Source organism: Paraniabella aurantiaca (assembly GCF_050309965.1).
Classification (GTDB): Bacteria; Bacteroidota; Bacteroidia; order Chitinophagales; family Chitinophagaceae; genus Niabella.
Map to the genome: position 1 here is coordinate 62,646 of NZ_JBLOSY010000003.1, position 25,222 is coordinate 87,867.

Below are 25,222 nucleotides of genomic sequence, written 5' to 3' on the forward strand. Positions count from 1 at the left end.
TTATTCATGGTCTATCATCTATCGTCTAAAATCTAACTACTAAAAAATTATGAACAGAAGAGAAGCTTTAGCCAGCGTTTCCATTTTACTGGGGGGAGCCATTATAGGCGCAGAAGTATTTTTATCGGGATGTAAAAACAAAGCCGCTTCAGCAGGCTTGTTTAGTACCGATGATATTGCACTACTGGATGATATTGCTGAAACAATTATCCCCACCACAGCTGATTCAGGCGGAGGCAAGGCAGCCCAGGTAGGCGCATTTATGAAGCAGATCGTTACAGACTGTTATACACCGATGGAACAGGATCATTTTGTAAAAGGCATTTCTACATTCAAAAATGCCTGTAAAGAGCAATACAAAAAAGACTTCGCCAATTTATCAGTTAATGAAAAAGAAGCATTTTTAACCAGCCTTCATAAAGAAGCTAAAGCATACCAGGAAACCGATGCTTATAAAAAAGAAAAAGAGTTGTTTAACCAACAACAGGAAGATTGGGTTAAGGCTGAAAAGGCCAAACACAATTTTGGTGCCGGCTATATCAAACAAAACTATCCACCTCATTACTTTGCCATGATGCGGCAGCTAACTTTATGGGGCTATTTTTCTTCTAAAGAAGGCATGACTAAAGCGTTGCGTTATGTTGAAACACCCGGTCGCTACGATGGGGCATTCCCTTATAAAAAAGGAGATAAAGCCTGGGCGCTTTAACACCTACCTTACGTACTTTAATTATTTCGTCCTACAACTGTTGCAAATTGCAGGTATTTATTATCTTGCTGTGAATAACACTTGTTAGTATGAATTCGACGATTATTGCCGGGATAGGAAAATACGTACCGGAGCGTGTAGTTACCAACGAAGACCTGACGAGGGTAATGGATACAACAGATGCATGGATACAAGAGCGTACAGGTATTCGTGAACGTCATTATGCAAAGCGCTTCGAAGAAAGCACCGCTACTATAGGAGCAAATGCGGCAAGGCTGGCCATGGAACGTGCAGGCGTTACCGCAAATGATATTGATTTTTTAATTTTTGCCACTTTGAGCCCGGACTATTTCTTTCCCGGTTGCGGAGTTTTGGTGCAACGCTTATTGGGCCTGAGAGAGATAGGGGCTTTGGATGTACGTAATCAATGCAGTGGGTTTGTATATGCTTTAAGCATTGGCGACCAGTTTATCAAAACAGGTATGTATAAAAACATATTGGTTATTGGCGCAGAAGTACATTCCTATGCGCTGGATTTTAGTACACGTGGTCGTAATGTGTCGGTAATTTTTGGTGATGGCGCCGGTGCAGTGGTGTTACAGGCCTCTCCTACACCCGACCGCGGTATATTGAGTACTCACTTACACAGCGATGGGGCCGACGCTGAAATATTAAGTATGCCCAATCCTGGCTTTCATGCAGGTGTTCATAATAGCCAATGGAAACCGCAGGTAGATGAACAGGATCCTTATGCTAATCTATTTATTAATCAAAAACTGGTAGATAAAGAAGATATTTTCCCCTATATGGATGGGCAAGCTGTGTTTAAAAGGGCTGTTATAAAAATGCCTGAAGTAATATACGAAGCCCTAAACCAAAATGGTTACCAACCGGAAGACCTGAAGTTATTGGTTCCCCATCAGGCTAACCTGCGTATAGCGCAGTTTATACAACAGCAACTTCGTTTACGAGACGACCAGGTATTTAATAATATCCAGAAATATGGCAACACTACTGCGGCTTCTGTACCCCTGGCACTTTGTGAAGCATGGGAGGCCGGCAAGGTGAAAGAAGGCGACCTGGTTTGTTTATCTGCATTTGGAAGCGGCTTTACCTGGGCCAGCGCTCTAATGAAGTGGTGAGATGTATGGCCGATGTTAGATATTAGATGATAGATATCAGATATTAGATGACAGGTTATTGGTGTTAGTAAGTTCGAAGCTATACGTATAGCCCGTACCGATCTAAGTGTATAGTCCACCGTTTACGGATAATACCTGCCCGGTGATATAGCCTGCATCCTTTGTTACAAAAAATCCTACGGCATGTGCTACTTCTTCGGGTGTACCAAAACGGTTGACCGGGATCAGCTGTTTCATTTGTGCTTCATCAATATCAACCGTCATATCGGTTTTAATAAAGCCCGGCGCCACTGCGTTCACTGTAATATTGCGTTTACCAGCCTCCTGTGCCAATGCCTTGGTTGCAGCTATTACCCCGCCTTTTGCAGCGGAGTAATTCGTTTGCCCTGCCAGGCCTTTTAAACCACTCAGTGAAACCACATTCACTATGCGCCCGTACCGTTGACGCAACATGCTGTTTACTACGATACGTGTTACATTAAAAAAGCCACCCAGACTTGTATCCAGCACACTATCCCACTGCTCATCCTTCATCCACATCAGCAGCACATCATCTTTAATACCGGCATTATTCACCAACACTTCAATTACTTTACCGGTATTAGCTTCCATCCAGCCATTTAACACGGTTTGCACTTCTTCGCGATTGGCCACATCAAACTGCAATAATTCGCCATCGCTACCTGCAGCCCTTACTTCAGCCAGTGTTTCTTCTGCTTTCTGCTGGTTGCCTTTGTAGTTAATTAAAACGTAAAAGCCCATGGTAGCCAGCTTTATGCAAATAGCTTTACCAATACCACGCGAGCCACCGGTTACAAGAGCACAATTCATATTTTGTTGATTGTTGATAGGTAATAGTTATTAGTGATGTTCATTGGCGAATGGCCGAAGTATGCAACAGCCCGCCCCAGCGAACAGCAAGGTTAATACCTTATGCATACAGCGACAAAAAACTAGCCATAAATAGTTGCCGGCGCATTAGCTTCCAGCCAGGTACGTACTTTAGCCAGGCTTTTATACAGCGGACTGTCTTCCACAAATTTTGGAAAGATGTTCCGAAGGGCATCATATACCGCTTTTGTTTTAGGCGACATTTTTTCCTGGCACTCCAGGTAATCTACGGCCTGCAACAGTGTCATGGCCTGTATGGCAACAACCTCATACGCATTATCGATCACTTTTTTCGTAAGCTGAGCAGCGTTAAAGCCCATGCTTACGATATCCTGGTTATCGTTATTATTAGGTATACTATGTACATACATTGGGAACGAAAGCGTTTGGTTTTCAGCCGTTGTAGAAGTGGCTGTAAACTGTATGCCCTGCATTCCGAAATTAAACCCAAGCACTCCTAAGTTTACAAACGGAGGAAATTTTTGATTTAGCCTGCTATTCAGGAAATAGTTAAGCTGACGCTCACTTAACATAGTGAGCTTGGTGATCGCAATCTTAAGCTTATCCATTTCGAACGAAACATAATCTCCATGGAAATTACCACCATGAAATATATTCTGATTGGCAACATCCACTACCGGATTGTCGTTCACCGAATTGAGTTCGTTTACTACCGTATTTTCAGCCTGCACCAGCGCATCGTATACAGGACCAAGCACCTGTGTTACACAACGCAGGGAATAATATTCCTGTACCTTATCTTCAAATACATCATGCTGAATATTCTCGGGGTTATATAAATGCTCGGAGCGGCTGCGGATCATCTGGCTACCGGCCAAAACATCCCTGAACGCCGCCGCGATATAATTCTGTCCTTTATGATGTTTAACAATATTCAGTTCATGAGAAAAATGATCGTCATATACTTCCATCAGCTCATTGGTAATTGCCGAAAGTGTTACAGACCAATCTACCAGCTTATGTGCACGGATAATATTTAATAGCCCTACGCCCGTCATGGCAGAAGTACCGTTGATTAGCGAGAGTCCTTCTCTTATATGAACCTGCAAAGGTTTTAAACCAGCCAGTTCAAATCCCTGCGCGGCGGGCATTAATTGCCCCTGGTACCACACTTCCCCTTCTCCAATTACTCCTAAAGCAAGATGCGCCAACTGCACGAGGTCGCCACTGGCGCCAACACCTCCATGTTCATAAATGCAGGGAACCAGATCGGCATTAATCATGGCGGCCATTAATTCAACCAACTCTAAGTGCACTCCGGAGTAGCCTTGTAAATGGTTGTTCAGCCTGGCAATCATTACCGCCCTTCCTAATAAAGGGTTTAATACAGTACCACCACCACTGCTGTGGCTACGGATAAGATTGTATTGTAACTGAAGAATATTATCATCGCTTACCTTGTATTGAGCCATGGGCCCAAACCCGGTATTGATGCCGTAAATAAGTTTATGATTTGAGAATTGCTTTAAAAAATCAAAGGATGCCTGTACTCTTTCAATAGCAGCCTTATCCAGGGCAATCGGCTTTTTATAAAGAAGAATTTCCTCGAAATCTTTCAAAGACAGTTTTGTACCGCCCACCTGTATCATTATATGTAGAATTGATTAAACAAGGTAGCAAAAGAACAAAATATATAAATCGTAGCCAAAAATATCCTTTGAGAGCCCTGTTCACTAATTCAGGTGAACTGTTAAAAATTGTTTGTATATTTTGCCTGTGAAAAAAGGGGTCACTATAAAAGACATAGCGAAGAAACTGAATATGTCCGTATCAACAGTTTCTAAAGCGCTAAGCAATCATGCCAATATAAGTGATTTAACGAAGGAGCGGGTGCGCCGGCTGGCCAAGGATTGGAACTATATTCCCAATGAAGCGGCAAGGCATTTTAAACAGAGTAAGTCTTTCACGCTGGGAGTAGTTATTCCCGACCTGATTGACCAGTTTTTTGTAGCCGCTATACGCGGCGTAGAGGAAATAGCAGGTAAACATAAGTACCAGGTAATTATTGCTCAGTCGCATGAAGACGCAGACAAGGAAGAACAGATCATAAAAAACCTCATCAGCAACCGGGTAGATGGCGTTATCATTACTATTTCCAAGAGTACCAACAAATCTGATCTATTTACACAGCTCGAACAAAATGGAATACCGGTAGTATTTCTTACCCGTTCTTTTGGTCAGCCTGCTTTTAACAATGTAACTGCAGATAATATACATGCAGGCTCATTAGCCATCGATTACCTGTACCGACTCGGGCACCGCCGCATTGCCCACCTGATGGGGCCTAAAATGCTGAGCACCAGCCATCAAAGACTGGAAGCGTATAAGAAAGCACTGGAAAAACTGAAAATTGATTTTGATCCGCAATTGCTTCGGGAAGTAGACTTTTCTGAAGAGAAAACCCATCGGGCAATGAAAGAATTGCTAAAAGTAAAAAATCCTCCTACCGCATTTTTTGTATTCAAAACCTATGTAAGCCTGGATGCGATCAATTATATAAAGATCCACCACCCCAAACTACTACATAAAATAGATATTATCGGTTTCGGCAATCTCCCCCTTATTAAATACCTTGATATCAAACCCAAGGCTTCGCTGGAAGAGAACTCTTATGAAATGGGCTTAAAGGCGGCATCCTTATTAATGAAGCTGATTAACAACCCCACGGAATCGGCGCCACCAGTATCTATTAAGATACCCTGCGAGCTGATTATACATTGATCCGCCGGTGCTAATATTTGACCGGCTCATTGGAGGAAACCGCATACGATTTTGAAAAATCAATTCTCTTCACTGTTCGGGCTACATATTCAATGCCTCCCATAATATGCTTTAAATATACGGGATCCGCATAATCTTTTTTATCATGCCCCAGTGTAGTACACCAGGTGGTGCCTCCATCAAAGTCGTGATACCAGGCGCTGGGAACATACTGTTTTAGATGACCGGCATTTTTTGCACGCGTTTCGTTGAGCTTCGCATTACTGGTATCTAAACCTGAAAAATCATTGACCATTACAACATGCGTACCCGGATACAACTCTTTGGCAAAATAACATTCATCTTCTTTGTACCATACTTTGGGCGTACCTTTCATAGACGGGTGCTGCGGGTGTATTACCTGTATTTTGAACTTCTGAAATTTATCGTGCCAGGCAAAAGTACCGCCTAACAACATTTTAAACCAGTCCCAGTTTCTTTCCGTTCCAGTAACCGAATGAATTCCCACAAAGCCGCCACCCGCTTCAATATATCTTCTAAAAGCCAGGCGTTGAGCATCTGTATCAAAAACATCGTTATTGGTACTTGTAAAAATCAGTATCCGGTACTGCTTTAAATTTTCTTCAGTCATTACCGACGGAAGTGAAGAAGTGTCTACTTTAAAACCATGCTTTTTTCCCAGGTCTATAATTGCCTGTGCTGCGTACGGGATATTATCATGTACAAAGCCCTTACCATTTTTTTTGTATACCAGCACCTTTACGGACTTCCAGTTAACCGGTATTTGCGCCTCTGACGAAATGGAGCCAGCCATTAACAGCAATACCAGCATTAAAATATATTTCATTCGTATGTTTTTTATTGTTTTTAATGGTCGAATGGAACGCCTTAACATACATTGCCCTGTGTGTGAAAAATTTTACATGGGCGTTTCATCTGCATCATTTTTTTAAACATCGTTGTTGGGTCTTTACAGGATCATTTATTTTTGAATAATAAGTTTTGGAGGACGGGCAAAAGACTGCCATGCTTCTTCGGCCTGAACTCCGGTAAGCTTATTATCAAAAACCAAAAATCTATACTTTAAAAGATAGCTTCTGCCCGGCTCCAGTAACCAGTTCTTGTTTTTGGTTGGCGAAAAATTCAAAAAGACATCGCCGCGACCATTCATGTTTTCGGGCCATACCCTCAATGGTTCAGGATGGTTGTAATTGACAGGATGGCTCATCATTTCAAGCCCGCCGTACTCATTGCCCAAACGGCCCTGTGTCAGGCACCAGCGGGCCGTGCTGCCATCTGCCCCTTTACGATCTTTTCCTTCTGAAGTTAAGGTAGTGCTGTTTTTATTGTCCCACTGCTCTGTAGCACGGATACCCAGGCCACCATACCTATACTCCAACAACAATACAGGGCTGGAGCCGGCGCAACTGAGTTGTGAACTGATATCCATAATATAATAAGCATCGCCCGGCTGAGCCTTATAAATTTTTACCGTCTGTATTTCATTAATAGCCGTTTTTTCGGTACCATTTTTCTGGAAGACTACATGTTCATGCAATGCACTAAACCCTGAGTAAACAGTGCCTGCCTCTACGGTATTAAACCCCGAAAACCTAACCGTCCCCTTCCTGTCTTTAAGATTCCAGAAATCGACCGTATCATTTTCAAAAAGCACATGTGTCCAGGGGTTCCACAATCCCCAGTGATGATAATGATCGGGAGCATTAATGCGTGTTAAAGCATGCCCCGATGGTGTATTTAACGGGTGTATGAATCCGCTGCGTTTATAAGCCGTATCAATACCTTTAGGCGGATACACTGTTTCAAAATGATACTGCAGCAACTCCTTCCCGTTATCCCCGATGGTTAATGCGCCTTTATTTTTACCTGCCTGCATAACAGGAAAATTATTAGGGGCGGCAACACGTACCAGTTCAAAAACATGGTTTGTTTTTACAGAAGGGGTTATCTGCCAGTACAAATCTCTTCCGTTAGCGGATGAGCTGATCTGGAAAGGGATATTGACTTTTTTACCATTCCGGATTTCCACTAATTGCAAATTGCTATCCGGTAATGTTGTAATTACATCCAATGCTGTTTGCATAGGAATACTCAATTGTTCTTTGCCTGTTGTGGTAGCCCGCAGCGTAGCAACACGTTGCGCATTTACACTTGCCACAACAGCTGTACAGAGCAGCAATACACAGCCTGTTCGCCTCATCCGATTATGTACCCGGTCTTTTAATTTCATTTTATTTTGCGGAAGCTTTTTTGGCCAGCGCCAATGCCGATGTAGTGATGTAGTATTTGGTGATCATATTCGGCACTTCCCAATCAGGCAGCTTTCCTTCTTTTAAATATTTCAGGTAGCTCTCTGTTACCTGGCCAAAATGCGCCTCATGGCCTGTATTGTACTTTTCAGGTATAACTGCCTTCCATCCCTTTGCCGTTTTTTCAATGCCTGTTCCAGGAAATTTAGCCTGTACCGTTTGTACTGCTTCGTTTAAATCTTTTTCAAAATCTGCATCTTTTTTATTAACCGGTTCTATATATAAAACAGGCTTATAGCTCTCTTCCTTTCCCTGTTTTATAATAAGATTGGTGCGGGTTCCCCTCATGATAGAATAATGGGTATCACCGGTTCCCTCCGGTGCTTTATATCCCCAGGTAACAGAAACTTTAGCATGAACCCCACGCAAGGTGTAGTTAATTTCTCCATTACTATATACACTTAATGTAGAATCATTAGTCAGATCTTTTTTGAGGTATTCAGGAAACGCACTTTGTTTGGTGATAGCGTTAAACTGACTTAACGTCATATTAGTAGGCCAGCGCTTTGCGGAAATCAGTGCTACATCTTTGTTATAATCCAATACCTGGCCCGGGAAGCTTTCCCATTGAACCAGGTCAACCAGATGGGTAGTTACATCTACAATCCCTTCTCCTTGTTGCATTACATCCATGAACCAGGAAGGTCGCTGTAACACATTACCTGAAACGAACTTATAAAAATAGTGAACGCTTTCCTTGGTCACTGCAGGATTATCGGGTGTTCCTTTTTCCAATTCGCCGAAGAGTTTTTTAGCCTGAGAAAATTCTCTTTGCAGCATGGTATTAATTTCGAAACGTTCGGTCATGATATCATACAGCAATACTTTTTTTTCAGCAGCTTTAGCGAAAGCTTTTTTGAGCAGGTCAAATCCTTCGCTGTTGATCACCATCGGCTTATCGGCCAATACATTCATACCTGCATCTACCGTGTTAAAAATATACTCTGTTTTCTTTTGATTATTACCGGCCATTACTACAATATTTCCTTTTTTTTCGGCAATCATTTTTTGAAAAAAATCTGCACCGGTGTATACCTGTTCATTCCAATGAGTAGGCTGATCAGCGCGTGTATTGTACGCCTTGATCCTGTCCAGGTGCAAATTCAGATCCGGTCCTTCCGGGGCATACACATAAACATTACTATCTACGCCGGGATACATTGTTTTTTGAACCAGGGCTGCATGAAAATGGCCGGGATCCAATGTTACCAGGGTAATATCGGAACCCTTATTTTCCTTTTGGGTTTCATTGGAATTACAAGCCATTATAGTTCCAATTGACAATAAAATAAACGCGCTGCGGATCATACTATTTTTTAAATTTATTATAAACATAACTGGTACCGTAAGGATGTCGTTGAGGCCTGCTCAGGAGCTTGTTCGCTTCCGTGTTGTTTTTAAATACCTCCTTAACAGGATCCCAATACAATTTAGTACCCATTTTCATCGCGGCAAAAGCCACCAGGCAGGCGCTGCAGGAGCGATGCGCAATCTCTGCGGGACTGATTGTAGCTTTTTTATTGTGGATACATTCCAGCCAGTTCCGGTGTTGCTCAGGACTTTCATACAAATGTATTTCATTCGGTTTGATCACAGAATCCAGTATTGCCGGGTTACTCGCATTAAAGGCCTTGGGTTGCGATTTATCGCCACTGGTAGGATCCGTAGCAGTAACACCCACATTGCCGCGGGATACAAATATCCACCCATCTGTACCAACAAATTTTACACCATTGGGGTTTTTACTATTCACATGCATCGTTACACCATTGGCATATTTGGCTTCTACTTCATAATCACCGTGTACATTCCACAAACCTGCTTTAGGAAACTGCGCAGAGCCGCTTACTTCAACAGGGCCCGTCAGCTCGGTATTCATGCCCCAATGAGCAATGTCGATATGATGTACGCCCCAACCCGTTATCATTCCAGCTCCAAATTGCTCCTGCCTCAACCAACCCGGTCTGGAATCCAAATCAGTCGGATGGTGCACTCTATCCTGCGTGTAGTAGATATACGGTGTAGATCCCAGCCACATATCATAATTCAATTCTTTAGGAATAGGCATCTCTGCTGTATTACCTCCGGGAGGGTCGGCGGGCAAACCAACATGAACTTCTTTCAATTTTCCTATTCGGCCATTACGAACCAGTTCACAAGCCTTTTTAAATTGCGGCCAGGGATTAACCGATCGCTGCTGACTACCTAACTGAAAAACCACACCTTTGGCTCTTACTACATCACTCATGTGTCGCCCCTCTTCTATCGTAAGCGAAGTTGGCTTTTGAAGATAGATATGTTTGCCAGCCATAGCTGCTTCCATGGCTGGTTGCGCATGCCAATGATCGGGCGTACTAATGATAACTGCATCTATATCCTTATTGGCCAGCAGCTCGTGATAATCATCATATAGTTTTACATTGATATAATTAGCCTGACCTTTTTTTTTGGCGTACCAGCCTTCAATTAATTCCTTTCCTTTTTGCTGCCGGTATTTATCTACGTCGGCTATAGCTATAATTCTGGCGATATCATTTTTAAAAGTTTCCGGCAGATCATGTGTACGTGCAATACGTCCGCAACCGATTTGCGCAATATTGATTTTATTACTAGGTGCATTTTTCCCAAACACCGTTGAGGGCACAATAGTTGGCGCTCCCTGTAAGAGTATTCCACCGGCAGTAAGTGTAAAAGAATTCTTCAAAAAACTCCTTCTTCCTTTTTTTGTGTTGGACGACATTTTTTTAAATTTACTATCGTAAGATATTATGGTTAAAGCTGGCTTTGTTCTTATTCAAATATCAATCGCCAGGCAAGCAAAATCATTTTAGTACCTGTAAGAGTACTAAGATAAAGGTTCGAAACCGGAACGCAAGTATCTATTAAAATTACAACGTTTGAAATCAACAGGAGTCTATAATTAAGGCTCCTTTCCAGAAGCCTTAATACCGAAAACCATCAGTTATCCTGATCTTATAAAATTGCAGCAACTCTTCATCCTAAAAACCTATTCTACCTTTAAAGGTGTTACATTTTTTTCCGCACCCGGGTAACCTATATTTTGATTGATAACACCCTTTAAGTTGGTGTTAATAGCGTTAGCCGGTACAGGCCACAACAGGTGATGCACGCTCACTTTATACTCAGCCCACCTGTGTCTTAGCCCTTTATTATAAAAATTGCTTTTACTTACCACTCTATCATACCAGAAATTGACACCCATTTGTTTTACATTGGAATTAGTTCCACCAGGACCACTTATATTTTCCAGTTGGTATACCCGGCCTCCAAATATCTCACAAGGCTTCTTTGTTTTAGCATAGATATAGGCGATCCTCACCAGCTCTATATGCCGGTTCTCCTCATAATACAATTCCCGGGCTCTTTCATCCAGTATCTCTCCTATGTTTACATCAGAAGCTGTCAGGGGCGATGCGCCGGCCCTTGTGCGTACTTCATTAAGATTAATGGCAGCTTCTGCCGGATCGTTCTTCCAATAATAACATTCTGCGAGCATCAGGTAAACCTCTGCAGAGCGATAAATGTACCAGGGCGTTTCGCCACCAGCCCAGTTTCCACTTTGTGTGGGATCAGGAACAAAAACCTTGTAATGTGGCCATGAATACCAGGCTCGTATAGTATCTTCTACGCTCATCGCTGCCGGCTTTACAAAGTTCTTTGCATACCATGGGTTGTTACCAGATTTTAAAGACGGGTGATTGTATCGCAGATCTGTCATTTTTCTCCAGCTATCCTTGTTTAATATGCCTCGCGTGTCATTCGCCTCCTTATCGGCACGCCATATTTCATTGGTGAAATACCAGGTAGATCTCAACCTGCCGATACCCCTCCCATAGGCTTTATTTAAATTCAGTGAAAGGTCGGTTTCATTCGCTGCGAGGTCAACACTCGTACCCGTTCTTCCATCGGGTGTAATGATAGCGCCGCTATTCCAGAAAGGAACAGCGTTTCGCATAGTTTGAATCCGATCGGAACCGTCCACCAGCGGATAAGATACTACATACATTAAACCTTCCGTATTTGACATGTCTAATTTTGCCTCTACACTATGCAGGTCAAACATCAAATTGGTGTTGGGTTTTGTGGCATTAACTGTAAACCTGTTTTTCATCAAAGGATGAAGCGTCACAATTTCTTTTCCTACTGTAATGGCACGATCAAAGTCGGCCAGGGACATACAAATTTTCATTAGTAAAACACCGCATGCCGATTTTGATGTGCGGCCCCGATCAACTTTTTCAGGAACCCACTGGTAGGCAAATTCCATGTCTTTTTTCATTTGCTCCAAAATGCTCCATCTATCATAAGAATAAAAATCATACTTGGGCTCATTGATTTCATCGGCGATATACGGTACATCTCCAAACTGATGTGTTAATTTAAAATACCTGTATGCCCTGTGAAAATAGGCAGCCCCGAGCACCGCATTTTTTTCGTTTTCATCTTTAAATGTAGCATCATTAATTCGCGCAATTACGAGGTTGGCATATTTAATACCCTTGTATCCCTCGTACCAGTACCAACCCACTTTTGTATAATCATTGTGATTCAGTTGCGCGTCAGGCAATAAGGAAATATCCATATTCATCTGCGGGCCGGCCTTATCTGTGGTTCCTTCAACGGCCACCTCCGATTGTATAATCTCGGTAATAGCAGGGGCTGCATCGCCAAAATATTCGTGCCGCATATTTCTTTCACAGGCAGTAATAGCCGAATACATACCCTGCGCATCAGATAAAGCAACACCCGGCTCATAAAAGGAAAGCGGTTTGGGCTTAAGCCATTCTTTGTTACAGGCGACCAGCAATAGGGTCGTTAGAGAAAATATAAAAATTTTTATCAGTAGAATCCTTTTCATAACAGGAAAATTAAAGTGTTAAATTGATGCTCAAATTATACGTACGCGGTGTGGGCTGGCCCGGTGTGTACTCATTGCCATCCGGGTTACGGGTACGAAACCCTCCCGATTCAGGGTCGCCGTACTTCCAGTGAGGTGCCCAAAATGCCACATTTCGTACGGCGGCAGAAACGCGGGCACTTTGAATGCTGATCTTTTTTAGAAAAGACTGTGGCAGACCGTAGGACAACGAAACGTTGTCTAATCTTATAAAAGATCTTTCAACATAGTTGGTACCAATATTTCTGGAGCCGATTCTTGCGTAGTCATTAATCGGGTTGTCGGGTGTCCACCTGGGCTGCACATAATCAGTTGCGCGGTCTGGGAAACTGTTATTGTTGGCAGATCTGTTAAATTGCTCTCTTTGTCCCCAGTTGGAGTAAATGAAAACGGAGAAAGTAAATGCCTTATAATCGAAATCGTTTCTCCACGTCCAGCGAAAACGGGGGCTTTTATAACCCAGGAAAACCCTGTCAGCATCCGTCATCACGCTATCGCCATTCTGATCTTTATATTTGAAATCTCCGGGCTGATTTCCGTACTTAGCAGCGGGAATCGCTTCTCCCACCTGCCAAACACCCACACGTTCGTAATCCCAAAATTGATCCGGATCGCGGCCGATAAACCATCTGTTTTTAATATCATCAGCTTCCTTCTGGCCAATGATGTTCCCATCGGCGTCTTTCACATCAACCATATCACCATACAGCTTAACTATTTTTCTCCGGTTTATCATAAAAATGAATCCTGAATTCCAACTAAATTCTTTTTTTTCAAGGATCTTACCATTCAAAGAGAACTCTAGTCCCTTGTTATTTAATTGTCCGAGATTGGCTGCTACACTGTTGAAGCCTATAATTTCCGGTAAGGCACGATCTACTAACAGATCAATAGTTGTAGCTGTATATGCATCAATTGTTGCAGTTAACCTGCTTTTGAATATAGAAAAATCCAACCCAACGTTGTAGGATGATTTACTTTCCCACTTTAAACCAAGGTTAGCCATCCTGTTTACATACAATTGAGAGGAGAGGTACACTTTACCCGTCTGGTCAATATACGGGTGCAACCCAGATGTCATATCTGATAAAGCCTCGTACTGTCCAATATCCCGGTTCCCGTTTTTGCCCCACGAAAGGCGCAGCTTACCATAGTCCAACCAGGTAGATGTCGATTTCATAAATGCTTCTTCAGAGAAATCCCATGCAAAAGCAAGTGCTGGAAAAGTTGCACGTGGATTTTGAGCACCAAAGGCAGAGAAACCGTCTCTTCTTACAGAACCGGTCAACATATATTTATCTTTGAAAGAATAAAACAAGCGGCCCATTAAAGCGTCTCCTGTACGGTAGGTATCATTACTTTCATTTAACGGTACGGACCCCGCCTGCAAACGATGATACCCTAGAATATCGCTTGGCGTATATTTTGAGGCCGTAGCTTTCGTTCTCCAAAACTGTCCTTTTTCCGCGTTCTGTAAGAGAGTCACCTCTAATTTATGATCGCCAAATTGCTTTTTCCATCGGAGCACATTATCGATTTGCCAATTATAGGTCTTCTCAAAGGTGCGTTCGCTGCTACCTCCATTGGCAGCCCATTGAGGATTCTTAGACGACTCATGGTTATAATATTCACGCCAGGTAAATGATGGAGTAAAATTACTTTGAAACTCGAATCCCAGGGGCAAGGTAATAACGCCATAAATACTTGAGTTGAGTGTATTGTAAGCATCCTTTCGATCTCTGTACAAGTTGTCATGGAATGGATTTACAGGTGTTGCATCTCCGGTTGGGAGCCTTCTGTAAAGGCTGTTCGGATCGTCAAGATTATTAGATCCGTAAGGAGAAATAATTGCGGATTGTCCCCAGTCTGCCTGAAGAAATCCTTCATCTCTAACCGCGAAATTGGTATTGGCGCCTACTTTCAAAAATGAAGTAATCTTGGATTCAAGATTTAAACGGGTTCTAAAATTGGTGAAGCGATTGCCAACAACAATTCCTTCCCTGTCTACATAGTTAAGAGATAAATAATAATTAGAATTGTCATTTCTATTGGATACAGCAGCAGTATAATCTTGTTGAAAACCTTTCCGGAAAACCAGGTCTTGCCAGTTTGTTACTTTGTCAACCAGGTAGTTGTCTATTTCTGGCGTTCTTAGTTCAAGTCGGGTCAACCAGGTGCGGATCAGATCTTCTTCGGCCACGGAAGTAGCCGGGGTGGTCTTATCATAATTATACCAGGTCAACTGATTGATGTTACTACTTAATTTTCGCGGATCAATAAACATTTCAGGATACTGATTGTGAAAAGTCTGGGTTCTTCTTCCAATCTCATAATCATATCGCCAGGCTAAAAACTCTTCCCCATTCATTACACGGGGCATACCCGCAGCTTCTACAAATCCCAAATTCGCGTTAAGTGAAATCCTGGGTTTACCAGCCGCACCCTTTTTAGTGGTAATCAATACTACGCCATTAGCTGCTTTTGCTCCAAATACAGCCGTAGCGCTCGCATCTTTAAGGATGTCGATAGATTGAATATCGTTGGGGTTGATATCAGCGAATGTTCCATCAAAAATAACACCGTCTACTACGTTTAACGGATTACTTCCTGCCTTGAGCGTACCAGATCCCCGCACCAATATATCTGCGTCGCCACGCGCAGTGTTGCCGGGATTACTTTGGCCGATAATCATACCGGCGGCATTTCCCCGCAAAAGATCCTGTACCGATCTCGGCGCTTCCTTCTCAAGCTTAGTGGCCTGAACGGATGCTACTGCGCCTGTGAGATCTTTACGCCGGGCGGTACCATAACCAATTACAACGACCTCATTCATGTCGGAAGAAGTAGCTGTCATTACTACATCAATAGTAGACTGGTTTGTTAACCTGACCTCCTGGGACGGATACCCCGTATAGCTAAATACTAATGTAGCGCCTGATGGTACATTCTGAAGCGAATAGTTACCCGACTCATCAGTTACGGTGCCTAGCTTTGAGTCTTTTACCATTATGGATACTAATGGAAGCGGCTGCTGCTTATCATTCCTGACAGTACCCGATACCGGCCTCGCATTCTGCGCAAAAGAAACCAATGAGATACAGAAGCAAAATAACAGGCATAGTCCTGCCCTGGAGAATTCCTGGTTTTTTTTTCTCATACTAATAAAGCTTTAATCGTTAAATAGATACAGACAATAGCATCCCTGCTATCATCAGCATCGGTTTAGGTTTATCAAAAAAATATTTATTCTTGAAGTTGTGCCCAATCGTTATAAACACAGCCTCTAATGATCAGTGTAAAACAAGTTCAGAAGTCCGTAAAATTATTTGTGGTTTATGGCATCGTTAATACGTTAACTAAAATAATCTTTTTACTTATAGATTACAACAAATAATTAATTACAACGTTTGAAATTGTTGAGCCATGTAAGATCATTCGTATTCATTAAAGATGAGTTGTGCGACAGGCCTGTTGAGATTGCCCAGAAGCGACACCAACGCTGCAATACCGTGTTAAAAAAAAGATACTGCACAACGGTAGTAATATGCAAAAAAAAGCTGCCCTTTTAAGGCAGCTGCTTTAGCTAAGTATCGTAAAACTACATATTAATTAGAGTTTGAAACTCAGTCTCCCAAAAACATATCGTCCATTAAACCCATGTTGTTGTACCAGGTTAGGATACACAAATCTCCCGCTGGAACTGTTGCCCGAATGGTTGAATTTATCGGGATATATGTCCAACAGATTATTAGCTCCCAGCGTAAATTTTAAATTCCTGATAATATCATACGAAACCGCCAGGTCGGTAATCAGTTTGGAGGTAAATGTCTGATCCAGTGTTTCCTGTGCACCGCTGATGATGTTAAGAGAAGGTGTAGTAACGGTACTCCAGCTTGTAACACGACCAAAATTGGTGGCGCGTAAAAAAACAGAAAATTTCTTTACTTTATAATCTGCAATAAAGGTAACCTTATTCTGGGGGGTTCCTAATTCAATACGGCTTTGATCAGCACGGTTGAAATAATTCCCCAACTGTCCCGACTCTACTAAGATCGGAGTAGCATTGATGCGCACCGACCCATCATCGTTTTTCTCAACCTCATTTTTCAAGAAAGCGCCAGAAGCTGTTAATCGCAAAGCATGTATACCAAAATTGGTATTGTAAGAAAGCACTGCTTCAATTCCCTGCGTTTTGGTATTGATGGCATTAGCAAAGAAGTTGGCGCTATTCGCATTGTTGGCTTTTAAAATGGAGTCCAGGTAGGTATTGCCATTCGCACTAAACAGGTTGGTTAATATGATCCTGTTATCCACCTTAATGCTGAACGCATCTACAGTGAGTTCCAGTCCTTTTGCAATCTTCGCCGTAGTACCTACAGAGAAGTTCTGAGAGGTTTCTTCTTTTAAGGTTGGTATACCAAAGCCCTGGGCTAATTTGCTATCATTTGTAAACGTGCCGGCTTCATAAAATACGCCGTTATTTACCAGGGTATTGGTTTTGGCATAATAGCGTTGCTGAAGCGATGGCGCCCTGAATCCGGTACTAATGGCTCCGCGCAAAGCGATATTGTCGGTTATTTTATAACGGGCAGCAAGTTTATAATTTAATGTACTTCCAAAATCAGTATAGTTTTCAAAGCGCAAAGCTGCACCTACAGTAAAGGCTTCGGTAAAATCCTGCTCCAGGTCAATATAAGCTGCGTAGCTGCTTCTGCTGTTCTTGCCTGCATTAGTAGGCTGGAAGCCCGCAAAAACCTGAGCTCCGCCGGTAATACCTGATGTGGGACTATAGTTCCTGTAAGAAGATTCTTCCCCTGCAGTAACAGCAAATGTCTCTACCCTTGACTCGCCTCCCCATGCAAAATTTAAACCCGATAGTACATCAAATCTCCTGTTTACATCGAAGTTGATGGTGTTCTGCGCAAAGCGTAATTGCCCGGCATCAAAAGTAGTTGGGAATGTAGCTGAAGTGATGGCCTGCGTATAGTTGGCTGAGTTAGAAACGGTAAAACCAAAACTATTTTGGCCATGTGTAAAACTCAGATCGTAATTCCAGCCAGCCAGGTTTCCCCGGAAACCACCGGCTAAAGAAAAATCCTGTACATCACTCTCAATGAGCGGTAAAAATCCATTGGGATAAACCTGTAGCACATTACTTCTTATTGCTGCAGGTACCGCATTGGGATACCTGTAGAAACCGCCTGCCTCACCATGCTTGCTACTATAACCTCCAAAAAGATAGGCTTCTACCTGGTCGTTTACCGGAAGGGCAGCATTAACAAAGGTTCCGATTCCTTTCACCTTGGCATTACCGAATCTCAGGTCAAAATCGCTCCTCGTTAAACCGTTGGAAGCGAGAATAGCATTATCATTATCGATGATTTGCTGCGAAGTAGGCGTACCGCCAGCTGTATAAGGGTAAATCTGGCCGTAATAGGTACCAGCCCTGTTGGAGGCATCGCGCTGTGTAAATTCGGCAGTAAGATTTACATATCCTTTTTTGAGCAGCTTCGTACCGTAATTAAGCCCTGCCTGGAAAGTCCCTCCATCTGTCACGCTTGCTTTACCATTGTTAGTACCCAGCGCTTTGTTGGCAAAATAATCTTTTTCGTACTCGGTCACGTTACTACCGTAAGAAATACTTCCTGTTAAACCGGTATTCTTTTTAATGATGACATTAATCACACCGGCAATGGCATCCGATCCGTATTGGGCTGCGGCACCGTCTCTTAAAATTTCGATACGTTCTACAGAGCCCGCAGGAATAGAGTTCAAATCAGTACTTACGGTTCCCTTGTTAACTGTTCCGTTTACATTTACCAGAGCTGTTTGGTGGCGCCGCTTGCCATTAACTAAAACCAATACCTGGTCGGCTCCCATCCCTCTTAATTGCGCCGGATCAATATGGTCTGAACCGTCGGTTACTGTTTGCCTTGACGACTGGAAAGACGGAGCAATGTAATTCAGTATCTGGTTAAGGTCTACCTGCCCGATATTATTTGTTACCTGTGCAACCGGGATAACATCTACCGGCGACAAAGACGCGAGTTTAGAACGGCCTAATGCCCGGGTACCGGTAACAATAATTTCCCCGAGAGAAGTACTGCTAAGCTCCAGTATAACATTCTGATCTGTAAAACCAGCTGCAACAGCTGTTTTTAGTGTTTGCGGTTCATAACCAACAAAGCTATAAGTAATTTGATAACTGCCTTCTTGCAGCGTAAGCGTATAATTACCGTCTGCGTCGGTAGTAGTGGCAGCACTAGCGGTAGCGCTTACTGTAGCTCCGGATATAGGTTGCCCGCTTTTATCGGTTACCTTGCCCTTTACTCCCTGTGCATGTATGATGTTGAAAACGAAAAGTGCCAAAAAAAACAAAGACACCTTTTTCAAGATAATTCTCATAATTGTTTAATTAAAAAATAAAAACACCACACTTAAAGTGTGATTATTAACTATTGAAAGAATTTGATTAGTTATTAGCGCTCTACATTCAACAACAACAATATGGACATATTGCGATAAGAATGTTACATTGGCAAACCGGCTTTAAAGCAGAAAACGCAGGTAATTGATTACCGGCATTCCAACTATTTGCAAAGACAGTTTTTTCCATAAAAATTGATCAGATATATTTTATCCAAACAACCAGGGTTGTTTTCCGCAGCAAATATATAAAAAAATATTAGTCTACTTTACAAATAGACTAATATTTAAAAATGACGCCTTTACATGCTGCAGCTATGGTTATGTACTATCAATAGAAAAGCTGCCTTTAAAGAACAGCTTTTCTTTGTTTAATCTCCTATTTACCCCGTTCGGCTTCCTTCGCTTCATAAAGTATCTGTAGAATATCTTTTACATGCTCAGGCTTTTTATTTACCTGTAAGGCATACTCAAGGTATTCTACCGCAGTTTTAACTTCACCATTTCTCAGGAAGCCTTTACCCAAGCCAGAACTGGCGATGCCAGACTCCGGATATAACAGGTAGTTGGCCTTATAAATGGCTAATGCTTCTTTTAACTTTCCTTGCGTTATAAAAAGATTACCCACGCTATTCAATAAGTGTTCATTGTCCACAAAGGATTTGAGCATAGCAGCCAGGCTTCGCACATTTGTATGCGAATGCGTTAACACCTGTTCTGTTTCCCACTGATGAATCAAAGTAAAGCTGGCATAATTGGGGGTATAATTTTTATTTGTGAGGATAGTAAAAAGATCTCTTTCAAATGTGTACACCGGGAATTCATTAATACGGCCCAGCTCCTTTCCATTTTTGTAAATAATAAATGTGGGCACCCTGTAAATACCTTTTCCCTTTTCTTCTCCCACAGGACTTCGTTTATAAAGGGAGTCGGTGGCTCCGAGACCAATAAGCCTTATTTGTTTTTCGGGAAAAGCAGCAGCCGACAATACTTTGAGCGCCCTGGGCACTTCCCTTTTGGAATCGCCACACCAGGAGCCAAAGAATATTTCTATAGAGAGATCCTTATAACCCACCTTTTTTAGCTGGTCGATTGCTGGCTGATCCGGAATATAAGAATCAAACCCGGTAGTAAACCAGCTTGCATAGGGTGCTTGTTTTAAATCATTGATCAAACATTGCCCATAGATAATTTTATCAGGCGTTGGTTTTTCCTGGGCATTTACCCAAAGAACACATAGGAATAATATGGTTGAACTGATTATTTTTCGCATCTTAAATAATTTGAAATGAATAAATAGAAATAGCATGTGCAGGGCATAGTTACCCACGCAACATTACACGAAAGCCATTATTAGCACTTTCGTCATCGATTGTACCCGTTACTATTTAAGATTGCAATGCAGGAGGTCTCCAGGGGCGTATATAAATCCCTTCGCAAACCTGAGCCTGCATCAGGGGATAGTTGAACTTATGGTAACTGATAGGTAGCTCGTCTGCTTTTAAAAATTTTGCATGATGAAAATAAACATCGAGGTGTGCATGTACATGGGTTGTGGATTGGTCTGCCGGTGGCATCTGGTATTTTTTTGAAGATGCTAAAAGCTGTTCGCAATCGCATTGTTGACTAACAGGCTGCGCAATATTTACCAACCGGCAATGCAGGTAGTTCAAATAGTGTACGTCCTGCGCTACGAAGAACGGTACAAAGTATAATATCAATAAAAGGTTGCGCAACAGGTTGTTTCGATTTCTATTACCGAATATAATAAAAAATGGGACAATCCGATCAAATTGCCCCATCCCTAATTTTATCTTTGGTATTACAATTCAGACAGACTTTCTTCCACAGCTTTTATTGTTTTATCAAGGTCTTCATAGCTTAACGCATTGTTTAAAAACCAGCTTTCGTAAGCAGACGGAGGCAGGTAAATACCGCGTTTCAACATGGCATGGAAAAACTGTTTAAAACGTTCTATGTCGCAGGCCGCTGCACTGGCAAAATCAGTTACCGGGTTGTCACCAAAATGCACACTGATCATACTACCCAAATGATTGATAGAATAAGCCTGGCCCCATTTGCCTAATGCCTTTTCCAATCCCTCTTTCAGATACAGGGTTTTACTATCTAACTCCTGCAACAATGACGGGTTTGCTTTCATTTCGCTCAATAATGTAAAACCGGCGATCATGGCGATAGGGTTGCCACTGAGCGTACCAGCCTGGTAAACATTCCCCAGCGGGGCTACCACTTCCATGATCTCGCGTTTACCCCCAAAAGCACCTACCGGCATACCCGCACCTATTACCTTACCATAAGTTACCAGGTCTGCTGCTACTCCCAGCTTCTCCTGTGCACCACCCAGAGCCAGGCGAAAACCGGTCATCACCTCATCAAAGATCAATACAATACCATTATCATCACAAACCTGCCGCAAACCTTCCAGGAAACCTGGTTGGGGCAGAATACAGCCCATATTACCCGCTACAGGTTCCACTATAATAGCCGCTACCTCATCCTGGTTTTCTGCAACCAGCTTCTTAACCGCATCCAGATCATTATAAGCACAGGTGAGCGTATCATTAGCGATCGCAGCTGTTACGCCTGGCACCGTTTGTATATTAAAAGTAGCAACGCCACTTCCGGCTTTTACTAAAAAAGCATCGGCATGCCCGTGATAGCAGCCTTCAAATTTGATAAACTTATTACGGCCGGTATAGCCCCTTGCAACACGTAGCGCACTCATACAGGCTTCTGTACCACTGCTCACCATCCTTATCAAATCTACATTAGGTGTAATAGACTTTATCAACTCCGCCATCTCAATTTCCAGTTCGGTTGGCGCCCCAAAGGAGGTGGAGTACTGAGCTCTTTCGCAAATAGCTTTAACCACCGGCTCATAAGCATGCCCCAGGATCATGGGGCCCCATGATGCGATGTAATCTATATACTGATTATCATCTGCATCATACAAATAAGCGCCCTTGGCTTTTTTAATGAACAAAGGCGTACCGCCCACACTCTTAAATGCACGTACCGGCGAGTTAACGCCTCCCGGAATACTTTGTTGTGCTCTCTCAAATAAAGCCTTACTTGACTGGTAACTATACATAATTGGTTATCCCTTTAATTAATTCATGATGTTATACACTCATTGTATCAGTTATTCTTAAACTCCTCGCGTTTGCTTTTTATAAGTGTATATAGTTCCTGGAAATCTATTTTTAAGCGACTGGCCGCAATGTTAACGGGCGTACGCAGGGTATTATAATTCATTTCCAGCATTTTTCTTTTGAGCGGGTTCAACTCTGTTGCCATATACTTCTCCGGATCTTTGATTGTCACCTTTATAAAGTGATCGCCATTACTCTCCAGGTGCCTGATCTCCGTAACCTGCGCCCAGCTTAGTTTTGGGAACATTACTCCTAAAGAGCCATCTGCTATGCCTTCATTATCTATAACCAGTCCCGGTTTTTTATTGAATACTTTTTGAGCTATAAAAGCGGCACCAATAATGAAAATAAAAGAGCCGATAAAGCCGGCAACTTTTATAAAACCCGTGCTGCTACTCTTTGTAAACAATTGTGGCTGTATAACCATTAAAGTAAATACCAAAAGCAGTATCACAAAAAATGCAAATCTTTTAATGGCTTTTGATTTATCAATCGGCACTTTTATAACCATGATGCGGTTTTTATACGGTCATTGAAAATATTCTTGTCTTGGGTTGCCTGCGTATCAGCCTAAGATCGAACGCCATGGCAATATTGCGTGCGAAAGTGCGGCCTTTTTCTGTTACCAGCAAATGATTATCTTTTATTTCAATTAAGCCATCCAGCTGCATTTCCTGCAAACGGTCCAGAATCTCAGGCAGTTCGGGTAGTTTCACGCTTTCTGCCTGCCAGGAGGTTTCTAAATTACACATCAGGTTCAGAATGTGTTTTCTTACAACAAGATCTTCCTCATTCAATATATGTCCCCTGAAAACAGGCAGTTCTCCTTTGTTAACTCTTTCAGTATATTCTTCAACCGATTTATCATTTTGCGCAAATGCATACCAGCTATCGCTTATAGCCGACATACCCAAGCCTATCATCAGCTGAGTGGATGAAGAAGAATAGCCCATAAAATTACGGTGGATGGTTTTATCCAATACTGATTGATATAAACCATCTGTAGGTAAGGAGAAATGATCCATACCAATTTCAACATATCCCAGGTCCACGAGTAACTGCTTACCGTTCTCATACAAGATTCTTTTTGATTCAGCATCAGGCAGGTCTTGTTCATCAAAGCCTCTTTGCCCCACTCCTTTCACCCAGGGCACATGTGCGTATGAATAAAAAGCAATACGATCGGGTTTAAGAGAAATAGTTTTTTCAATAGTATCCTTCATGCGCTCCCATGTCTGATGCGGTAAACCAAATACAAGGTCATGACTAATACTTTTATACCCCAATGCCCTTGCATCAGCAGTCACCTTTCTTACTCTCTCAAAAGGCTGTATACGATTGATCGTTTGCTGTACCTTCAGATCATAATCCTGCACGCCAAAGCTCACCCGTCTGAAACCTAGCTCATACAAGGTTTCTAAATGCTGCACAGTTGTGTTGTTGGGATGCCCTTCAAAACTAAATTCCGGCTGTTCATCGATATCTGCCAGGGCAAATATGCCTTTTAATAAACGATGCAGGTTTTGAGGTTGAAAAAAAGTAGGCGTACCACCACCCAGATGTAGTTCCTTAATACGTGGACGCGCGCCCAGAAGCTCCACATACATTCCCCATTCCTTCAACAACGTATCGATATAAGGACTCTCTACATCATGCCGTTTGGTAATACGTTTATGACAGGCACAAAATGTACAAAGACTTTCGCAAAACGGAAGATGAATATAGATGCTGATGCCCTCAGTGAGATTACTTTCGGTGAAGCTTTTACGAAGGCTCGACAGCCATTGATCGGCGGTGAAAGACGCCTCGTCCCAATAAGGAACGGTGGGGTAGCTTGTATACCGGGGGCCAGGGATATTATATTTAGTTACCAGGCTCATTAACTATTCAATAACTTAACTGCATCTGCAGCAAAATAAGTAGCTATTAAATCGGCGCCGGCTCTTTTAATAGAGGTCAGGCTTTCCAGGATCGCTTTGTTTTCGTCCAGCCAGCCTCTTTCAGCAGCGGCTTTGATCATGGCATATTCACCACTTACATGATAGGCGCTTACCGGCACTGTTACATTATTTTTTATTTCCCTTATGATGTCCAGGTAAGCCATTGCGGGCTTCACCATTACAATATCGGCGCCTTGTTCTACATCCTGTAAGGTTTCATTAATGGCTTCCAGGCGATTGGCATAATTCATCTGGTAGGTTTTTTTATCGCCAAAGCCGGGAGCACTGTCCAGAGCATCTCTGAAAGGTCCATAAAAACAACTCGCGTACTTAGCGCTATAGCTCATGATTCCCACATCTGTAAATCCATTTTCTTCGAGTGCTTTCCTGAATGCACCGATACGGCCATCCATCATATCGCTGGGCGCGATAAAATCAGCCCCCGCAGTTGCATGGGATAAGCTCATTAAGGTCAAGGCTTCTACCGTCTGGTCATTTACGATCGTACCTTTTTCTATATCTACAATACCGTCATGTCCATAAATAGAATAAGGGTCGAGAGCCACATCTGTCATTACGACCATTTCAGGCACTGCGTCCTTAATAGCTTTTACACTCCGTTGCATTAAACCATCCGCATTCCAGGCTTCTTTACCTGTATTATCCTTTACTTCATCCAGTGCTTTTACAAACAACAATACCGCTTTAATGCCCAGCGCCCACATCAATTTCACCTCTTCAACGGTCTTATTCAGCGAGCGCCTGTAATATCCTTTCATGGAAGGTATCTCTTCTATTATGTCTTGTCCTTCAGTTATAAATAACGGGAGAATAAAATCATTCGGAGTCAATACGGTTTCAGCCAATAAACTTCTGATAGCACCTGACCTGCGTGTAATACGGTTTCTACGTTGTAAATACATAATCTTATTATTTATGATGGAGGATGTA

18 protein-coding genes are annotated in these 25,222 nt (G+C 42.4%); 3 read left to right on the top strand and 15 right to left on the bottom strand.

Translation table 11 applies throughout. The features are described 5' to 3' along the window. Window positions 1–49 precede the first annotated feature (49 nt). Together ACLOAU_RS23480 and ACLOAU_RS23485 are read left to right on the top strand one after the other, a co-directional pair. Entirely contained in the window at window positions 50–709 is a 660-nt protein-coding gene (locus tag ACLOAU_RS23480; RefSeq protein ID WP_427864364.1) for a gluconate 2-dehydrogenase subunit 3 family protein, read from the top strand. Window positions 710–798: 89 nt separating this feature from the next. Continuing rightward, a complete protein-coding gene (locus tag ACLOAU_RS23485; protein ID WP_427864365.1) occupies window positions 799–1,851 on the top strand; it encodes a 3-oxoacyl-ACP synthase III family protein in 1,053 nt (350 codons plus the stop codon). Between the two features lie 102 nt (window positions 1,852–1,953). Here ACLOAU_RS23485 and flxB read toward each other — a convergent pair whose 3' ends face one another. Beyond that, entirely contained in the window at window positions 1,954–2,682 is a 729-nt protein-coding gene (gene flxB, locus ACLOAU_RS23490) for a flexirubin biosynthesis SDR family reductase FlxB (RefSeq protein ID WP_427864366.1), read from the bottom strand. A gap of 122 nt (window positions 2,683–2,804) precedes the next feature. After that, on the bottom strand, window positions 2,805–4,352 hold the full coding sequence (gene flxA, locus ACLOAU_RS23495; protein WP_427864367.1) for a flexirubin biosynthesis tyrosine ammonia-lyase FlxA: 1,548 nt from the start codon (window positions 4,350–4,352) through the stop codon (window positions 2,805–2,807). A gap of 127 nt (window positions 4,353–4,479) precedes the next feature. On the opposite strand from flxA, the gene ACLOAU_RS23500 reads away from it, so the two are divergent. Continuing rightward, window positions 4,480–5,484: a LacI family DNA-binding transcriptional regulator gene (locus tag ACLOAU_RS23500; RefSeq protein ID WP_427864368.1), complete on the top strand. Its 1,005-nt coding sequence runs from the start codon at window positions 4,480–4,482 to the stop codon at window positions 5,482–5,484. A gap of 10 nt (window positions 5,485–5,494) precedes the next feature. Here the strand turns inward: ACLOAU_RS23500 and ACLOAU_RS23505 are convergent, their stop codons facing one another. The 13 genes from ACLOAU_RS23505 to hemB form a co-directional block, all read right to left on the bottom strand. After that, window positions 5,495–6,331, bottom strand: a complete 837-nt coding sequence (locus ACLOAU_RS23505; RefSeq protein ID WP_427864369.1) for a ThuA domain-containing protein — start codon at window positions 6,329–6,331, stop codon at window positions 5,495–5,497. Between the two features lie 135 nt (window positions 6,332–6,466). Next, window positions 6,467–7,735: a DUF6807 domain-containing protein gene (locus ACLOAU_RS23510; protein ID WP_427864370.1), complete on the bottom strand. Its 1,269-nt coding sequence runs from the start codon at window positions 7,733–7,735 to the stop codon at window positions 6,467–6,469. Between the two features lies 1 nt (window position 7,736). Further along, the gene (locus ACLOAU_RS23515) at window positions 7,737–9,122 is read right to left on the bottom strand and encodes a putative oxidoreductase C-terminal domain-containing protein (protein ID WP_427864371.1); all 1,386 of its coding nucleotides are present in this window, start codon (window positions 9,120–9,122) and stop codon (window positions 7,737–7,739) included. Window position 9,123: 1 nt separating this feature from the next. Continuing rightward, window positions 9,124–10,554: a Gfo/Idh/MocA family protein gene (locus ACLOAU_RS23520; RefSeq protein ID WP_427864372.1), complete on the bottom strand. Its 1,431-nt coding sequence runs from the start codon at window positions 10,552–10,554 to the stop codon at window positions 9,124–9,126. A gap of 267 nt (window positions 10,555–10,821) precedes the next feature. After that, the gene (locus ACLOAU_RS23525; RefSeq protein WP_427864373.1) at window positions 10,822–12,693 is read right to left on the bottom strand and encodes a RagB/SusD family nutrient uptake outer membrane protein; all 1,872 of its coding nucleotides are present in this window, start codon (window positions 12,691–12,693) and stop codon (window positions 10,822–10,824) included. 10 nt (window positions 12,694–12,703) lie between these two features. Then, window positions 12,704–15,889, bottom strand: a complete 3,186-nt coding sequence (locus ACLOAU_RS23530; RefSeq protein ID WP_427864374.1) for a SusC/RagA family TonB-linked outer membrane protein — start codon at window positions 15,887–15,889, stop codon at window positions 12,704–12,706. A 452-nt stretch (window positions 15,890–16,341) separates the two neighbouring features. Then, window positions 16,342–19,137 (bottom strand): TonB-dependent receptor, encoded by a 2,796-nt coding sequence (locus tag ACLOAU_RS23535; RefSeq protein WP_427864375.1) that lies wholly within the window; start codon window positions 19,135–19,137, stop codon window positions 16,342–16,344. 400 nt (window positions 19,138–19,537) lie between these two features. After that, on the bottom strand, window positions 19,538–20,431 hold the full coding sequence (locus ACLOAU_RS23540) for a hypothetical protein (RefSeq protein WP_427864376.1): 894 nt from the start codon (window positions 20,429–20,431) through the stop codon (window positions 19,538–19,540). A 115-nt stretch (window positions 20,432–20,546) separates the two neighbouring features. Then, on the bottom strand, window positions 20,547–20,894 hold the full coding sequence (locus ACLOAU_RS23545; RefSeq protein WP_427864377.1) for a hypothetical protein: 348 nt from the start codon (window positions 20,892–20,894) through the stop codon (window positions 20,547–20,549). A gap of 86 nt (window positions 20,895–20,980) precedes the next feature. After that, window positions 20,981–22,270, bottom strand: a complete 1,290-nt coding sequence (gene hemL / locus ACLOAU_RS23550; protein ID WP_427864378.1) for a glutamate-1-semialdehyde 2,1-aminomutase — start codon at window positions 22,268–22,270, stop codon at window positions 20,981–20,983. 47 nt (window positions 22,271–22,317) lie between these two features. Continuing rightward, a complete protein-coding gene (locus ACLOAU_RS23555; protein WP_427864379.1) occupies window positions 22,318–22,842 on the bottom strand; it encodes an STM3941 family protein in 525 nt (174 codons plus the stop codon). Between the two features lie 10 nt (window positions 22,843–22,852). Then, window positions 22,853–24,211 (bottom strand): oxygen-independent coproporphyrinogen III oxidase, encoded by a 1,359-nt coding sequence (gene hemN / locus ACLOAU_RS23560; RefSeq protein WP_427864380.1) that lies wholly within the window; start codon window positions 24,209–24,211, stop codon window positions 22,853–22,855. Next, a complete protein-coding gene (hemB, locus tag ACLOAU_RS23565; protein WP_427864381.1) occupies window positions 24,211–25,194 on the bottom strand; it encodes a porphobilinogen synthase in 984 nt (327 codons plus the stop codon). Before hemB ends, hemN begins: the two co-directional genes overlap by 1 nt. Window positions 25,195–25,222 lie beyond the last annotated feature (28 nt).

What these genes read in the sequence shown, in the direction of transcription:
- ACLOAU_RS23480 (WP_427864364.1), top strand. Translation starts at nt 50, where the DNA reads ATGAACAGAAGAGAAGCTTTAGCCAGCGTTTCCATTTTACTGGGGGGA.
- ACLOAU_RS23485 (WP_427864365.1), top strand. Translation starts at nt 799, where the DNA reads ATGAATTCGACGATTATTGCCGGGATAGGAAAATACGTACCGGAGCGT.
- flxB (WP_427864366.1), bottom strand. Translation starts at nt 2,682, where the DNA reads ATGAATTGTGCTCTTGTAACCGGTGGCTCGCGTGGTATTGGTAAAGCT.
- flxA (WP_427864367.1), bottom strand. Translation starts at nt 4,352, where the DNA reads ATGATACAGGTGGGCGGTACAAAACTGTCTTTGAAAGATTTCGAGGAA.
- ACLOAU_RS23505 (WP_427864369.1), bottom strand. Translation starts at nt 6,331, where the DNA reads ATGAAATATATTTTAATGCTGGTATTGCTGTTAATGGCTGGCTCCATT.
- ACLOAU_RS23510 (WP_427864370.1), bottom strand. Translation starts at nt 7,735, where the DNA reads ATGAAATTAAAAGACCGGGTACATAATCGGATGAGGCGAACAGGCTGT.
- ACLOAU_RS23515 (WP_427864371.1), bottom strand. Translation starts at nt 9,122, where the DNA reads ATGATCCGCAGCGCGTTTATTTTATTGTCAATTGGAACTATAATGGCT.
- ACLOAU_RS23520 (WP_427864372.1), bottom strand. Translation starts at nt 10,554, where the DNA reads ATGTCGTCCAACACAAAAAAAGGAAGAAGGAGTTTTTTGAAGAATTCT.
- ACLOAU_RS23525 (WP_427864373.1), bottom strand. Translation starts at nt 12,693, where the DNA reads ATGAAAAGGATTCTACTGATAAAAATTTTTATATTTTCTCTAACGACC.
- ACLOAU_RS23530 (WP_427864374.1), bottom strand. Translation starts at nt 15,889, where the DNA reads ATGAGAAAAAAAAACCAGGAATTCTCCAGGGCAGGACTATGCCTGTTA.
- ACLOAU_RS23535 (WP_427864375.1), bottom strand. Translation starts at nt 19,137, where the DNA reads ATGAGAATTATCTTGAAAAAGGTGTCTTTGTTTTTTTTGGCACTTTTC.
- ACLOAU_RS23540 (WP_427864376.1), bottom strand. Translation starts at nt 20,431, where the DNA reads ATGCGAAAAATAATCAGTTCAACCATATTATTCCTATGTGTTCTTTGG.
- hemL (WP_427864378.1), bottom strand. Translation starts at nt 22,270, where the DNA reads ATGTATAGTTACCAGTCAAGTAAGGCTTTATTTGAGAGAGCACAACAA.
- ACLOAU_RS23555 (WP_427864379.1), bottom strand. Translation starts at nt 22,842, where the DNA reads ATGGTTATAAAAGTGCCGATTGATAAATCAAAAGCCATTAAAAGATTT.
- hemN (WP_427864380.1), bottom strand. Translation starts at nt 24,211, where the DNA reads ATGAGCCTGGTAACTAAATATAATATCCCTGGCCCCCGGTATACAAGC.
- hemB (WP_427864381.1), bottom strand. Translation starts at nt 25,194, where the DNA reads ATGTATTTACAACGTAGAAACCGTATTACACGCAGGTCAGGTGCTATC.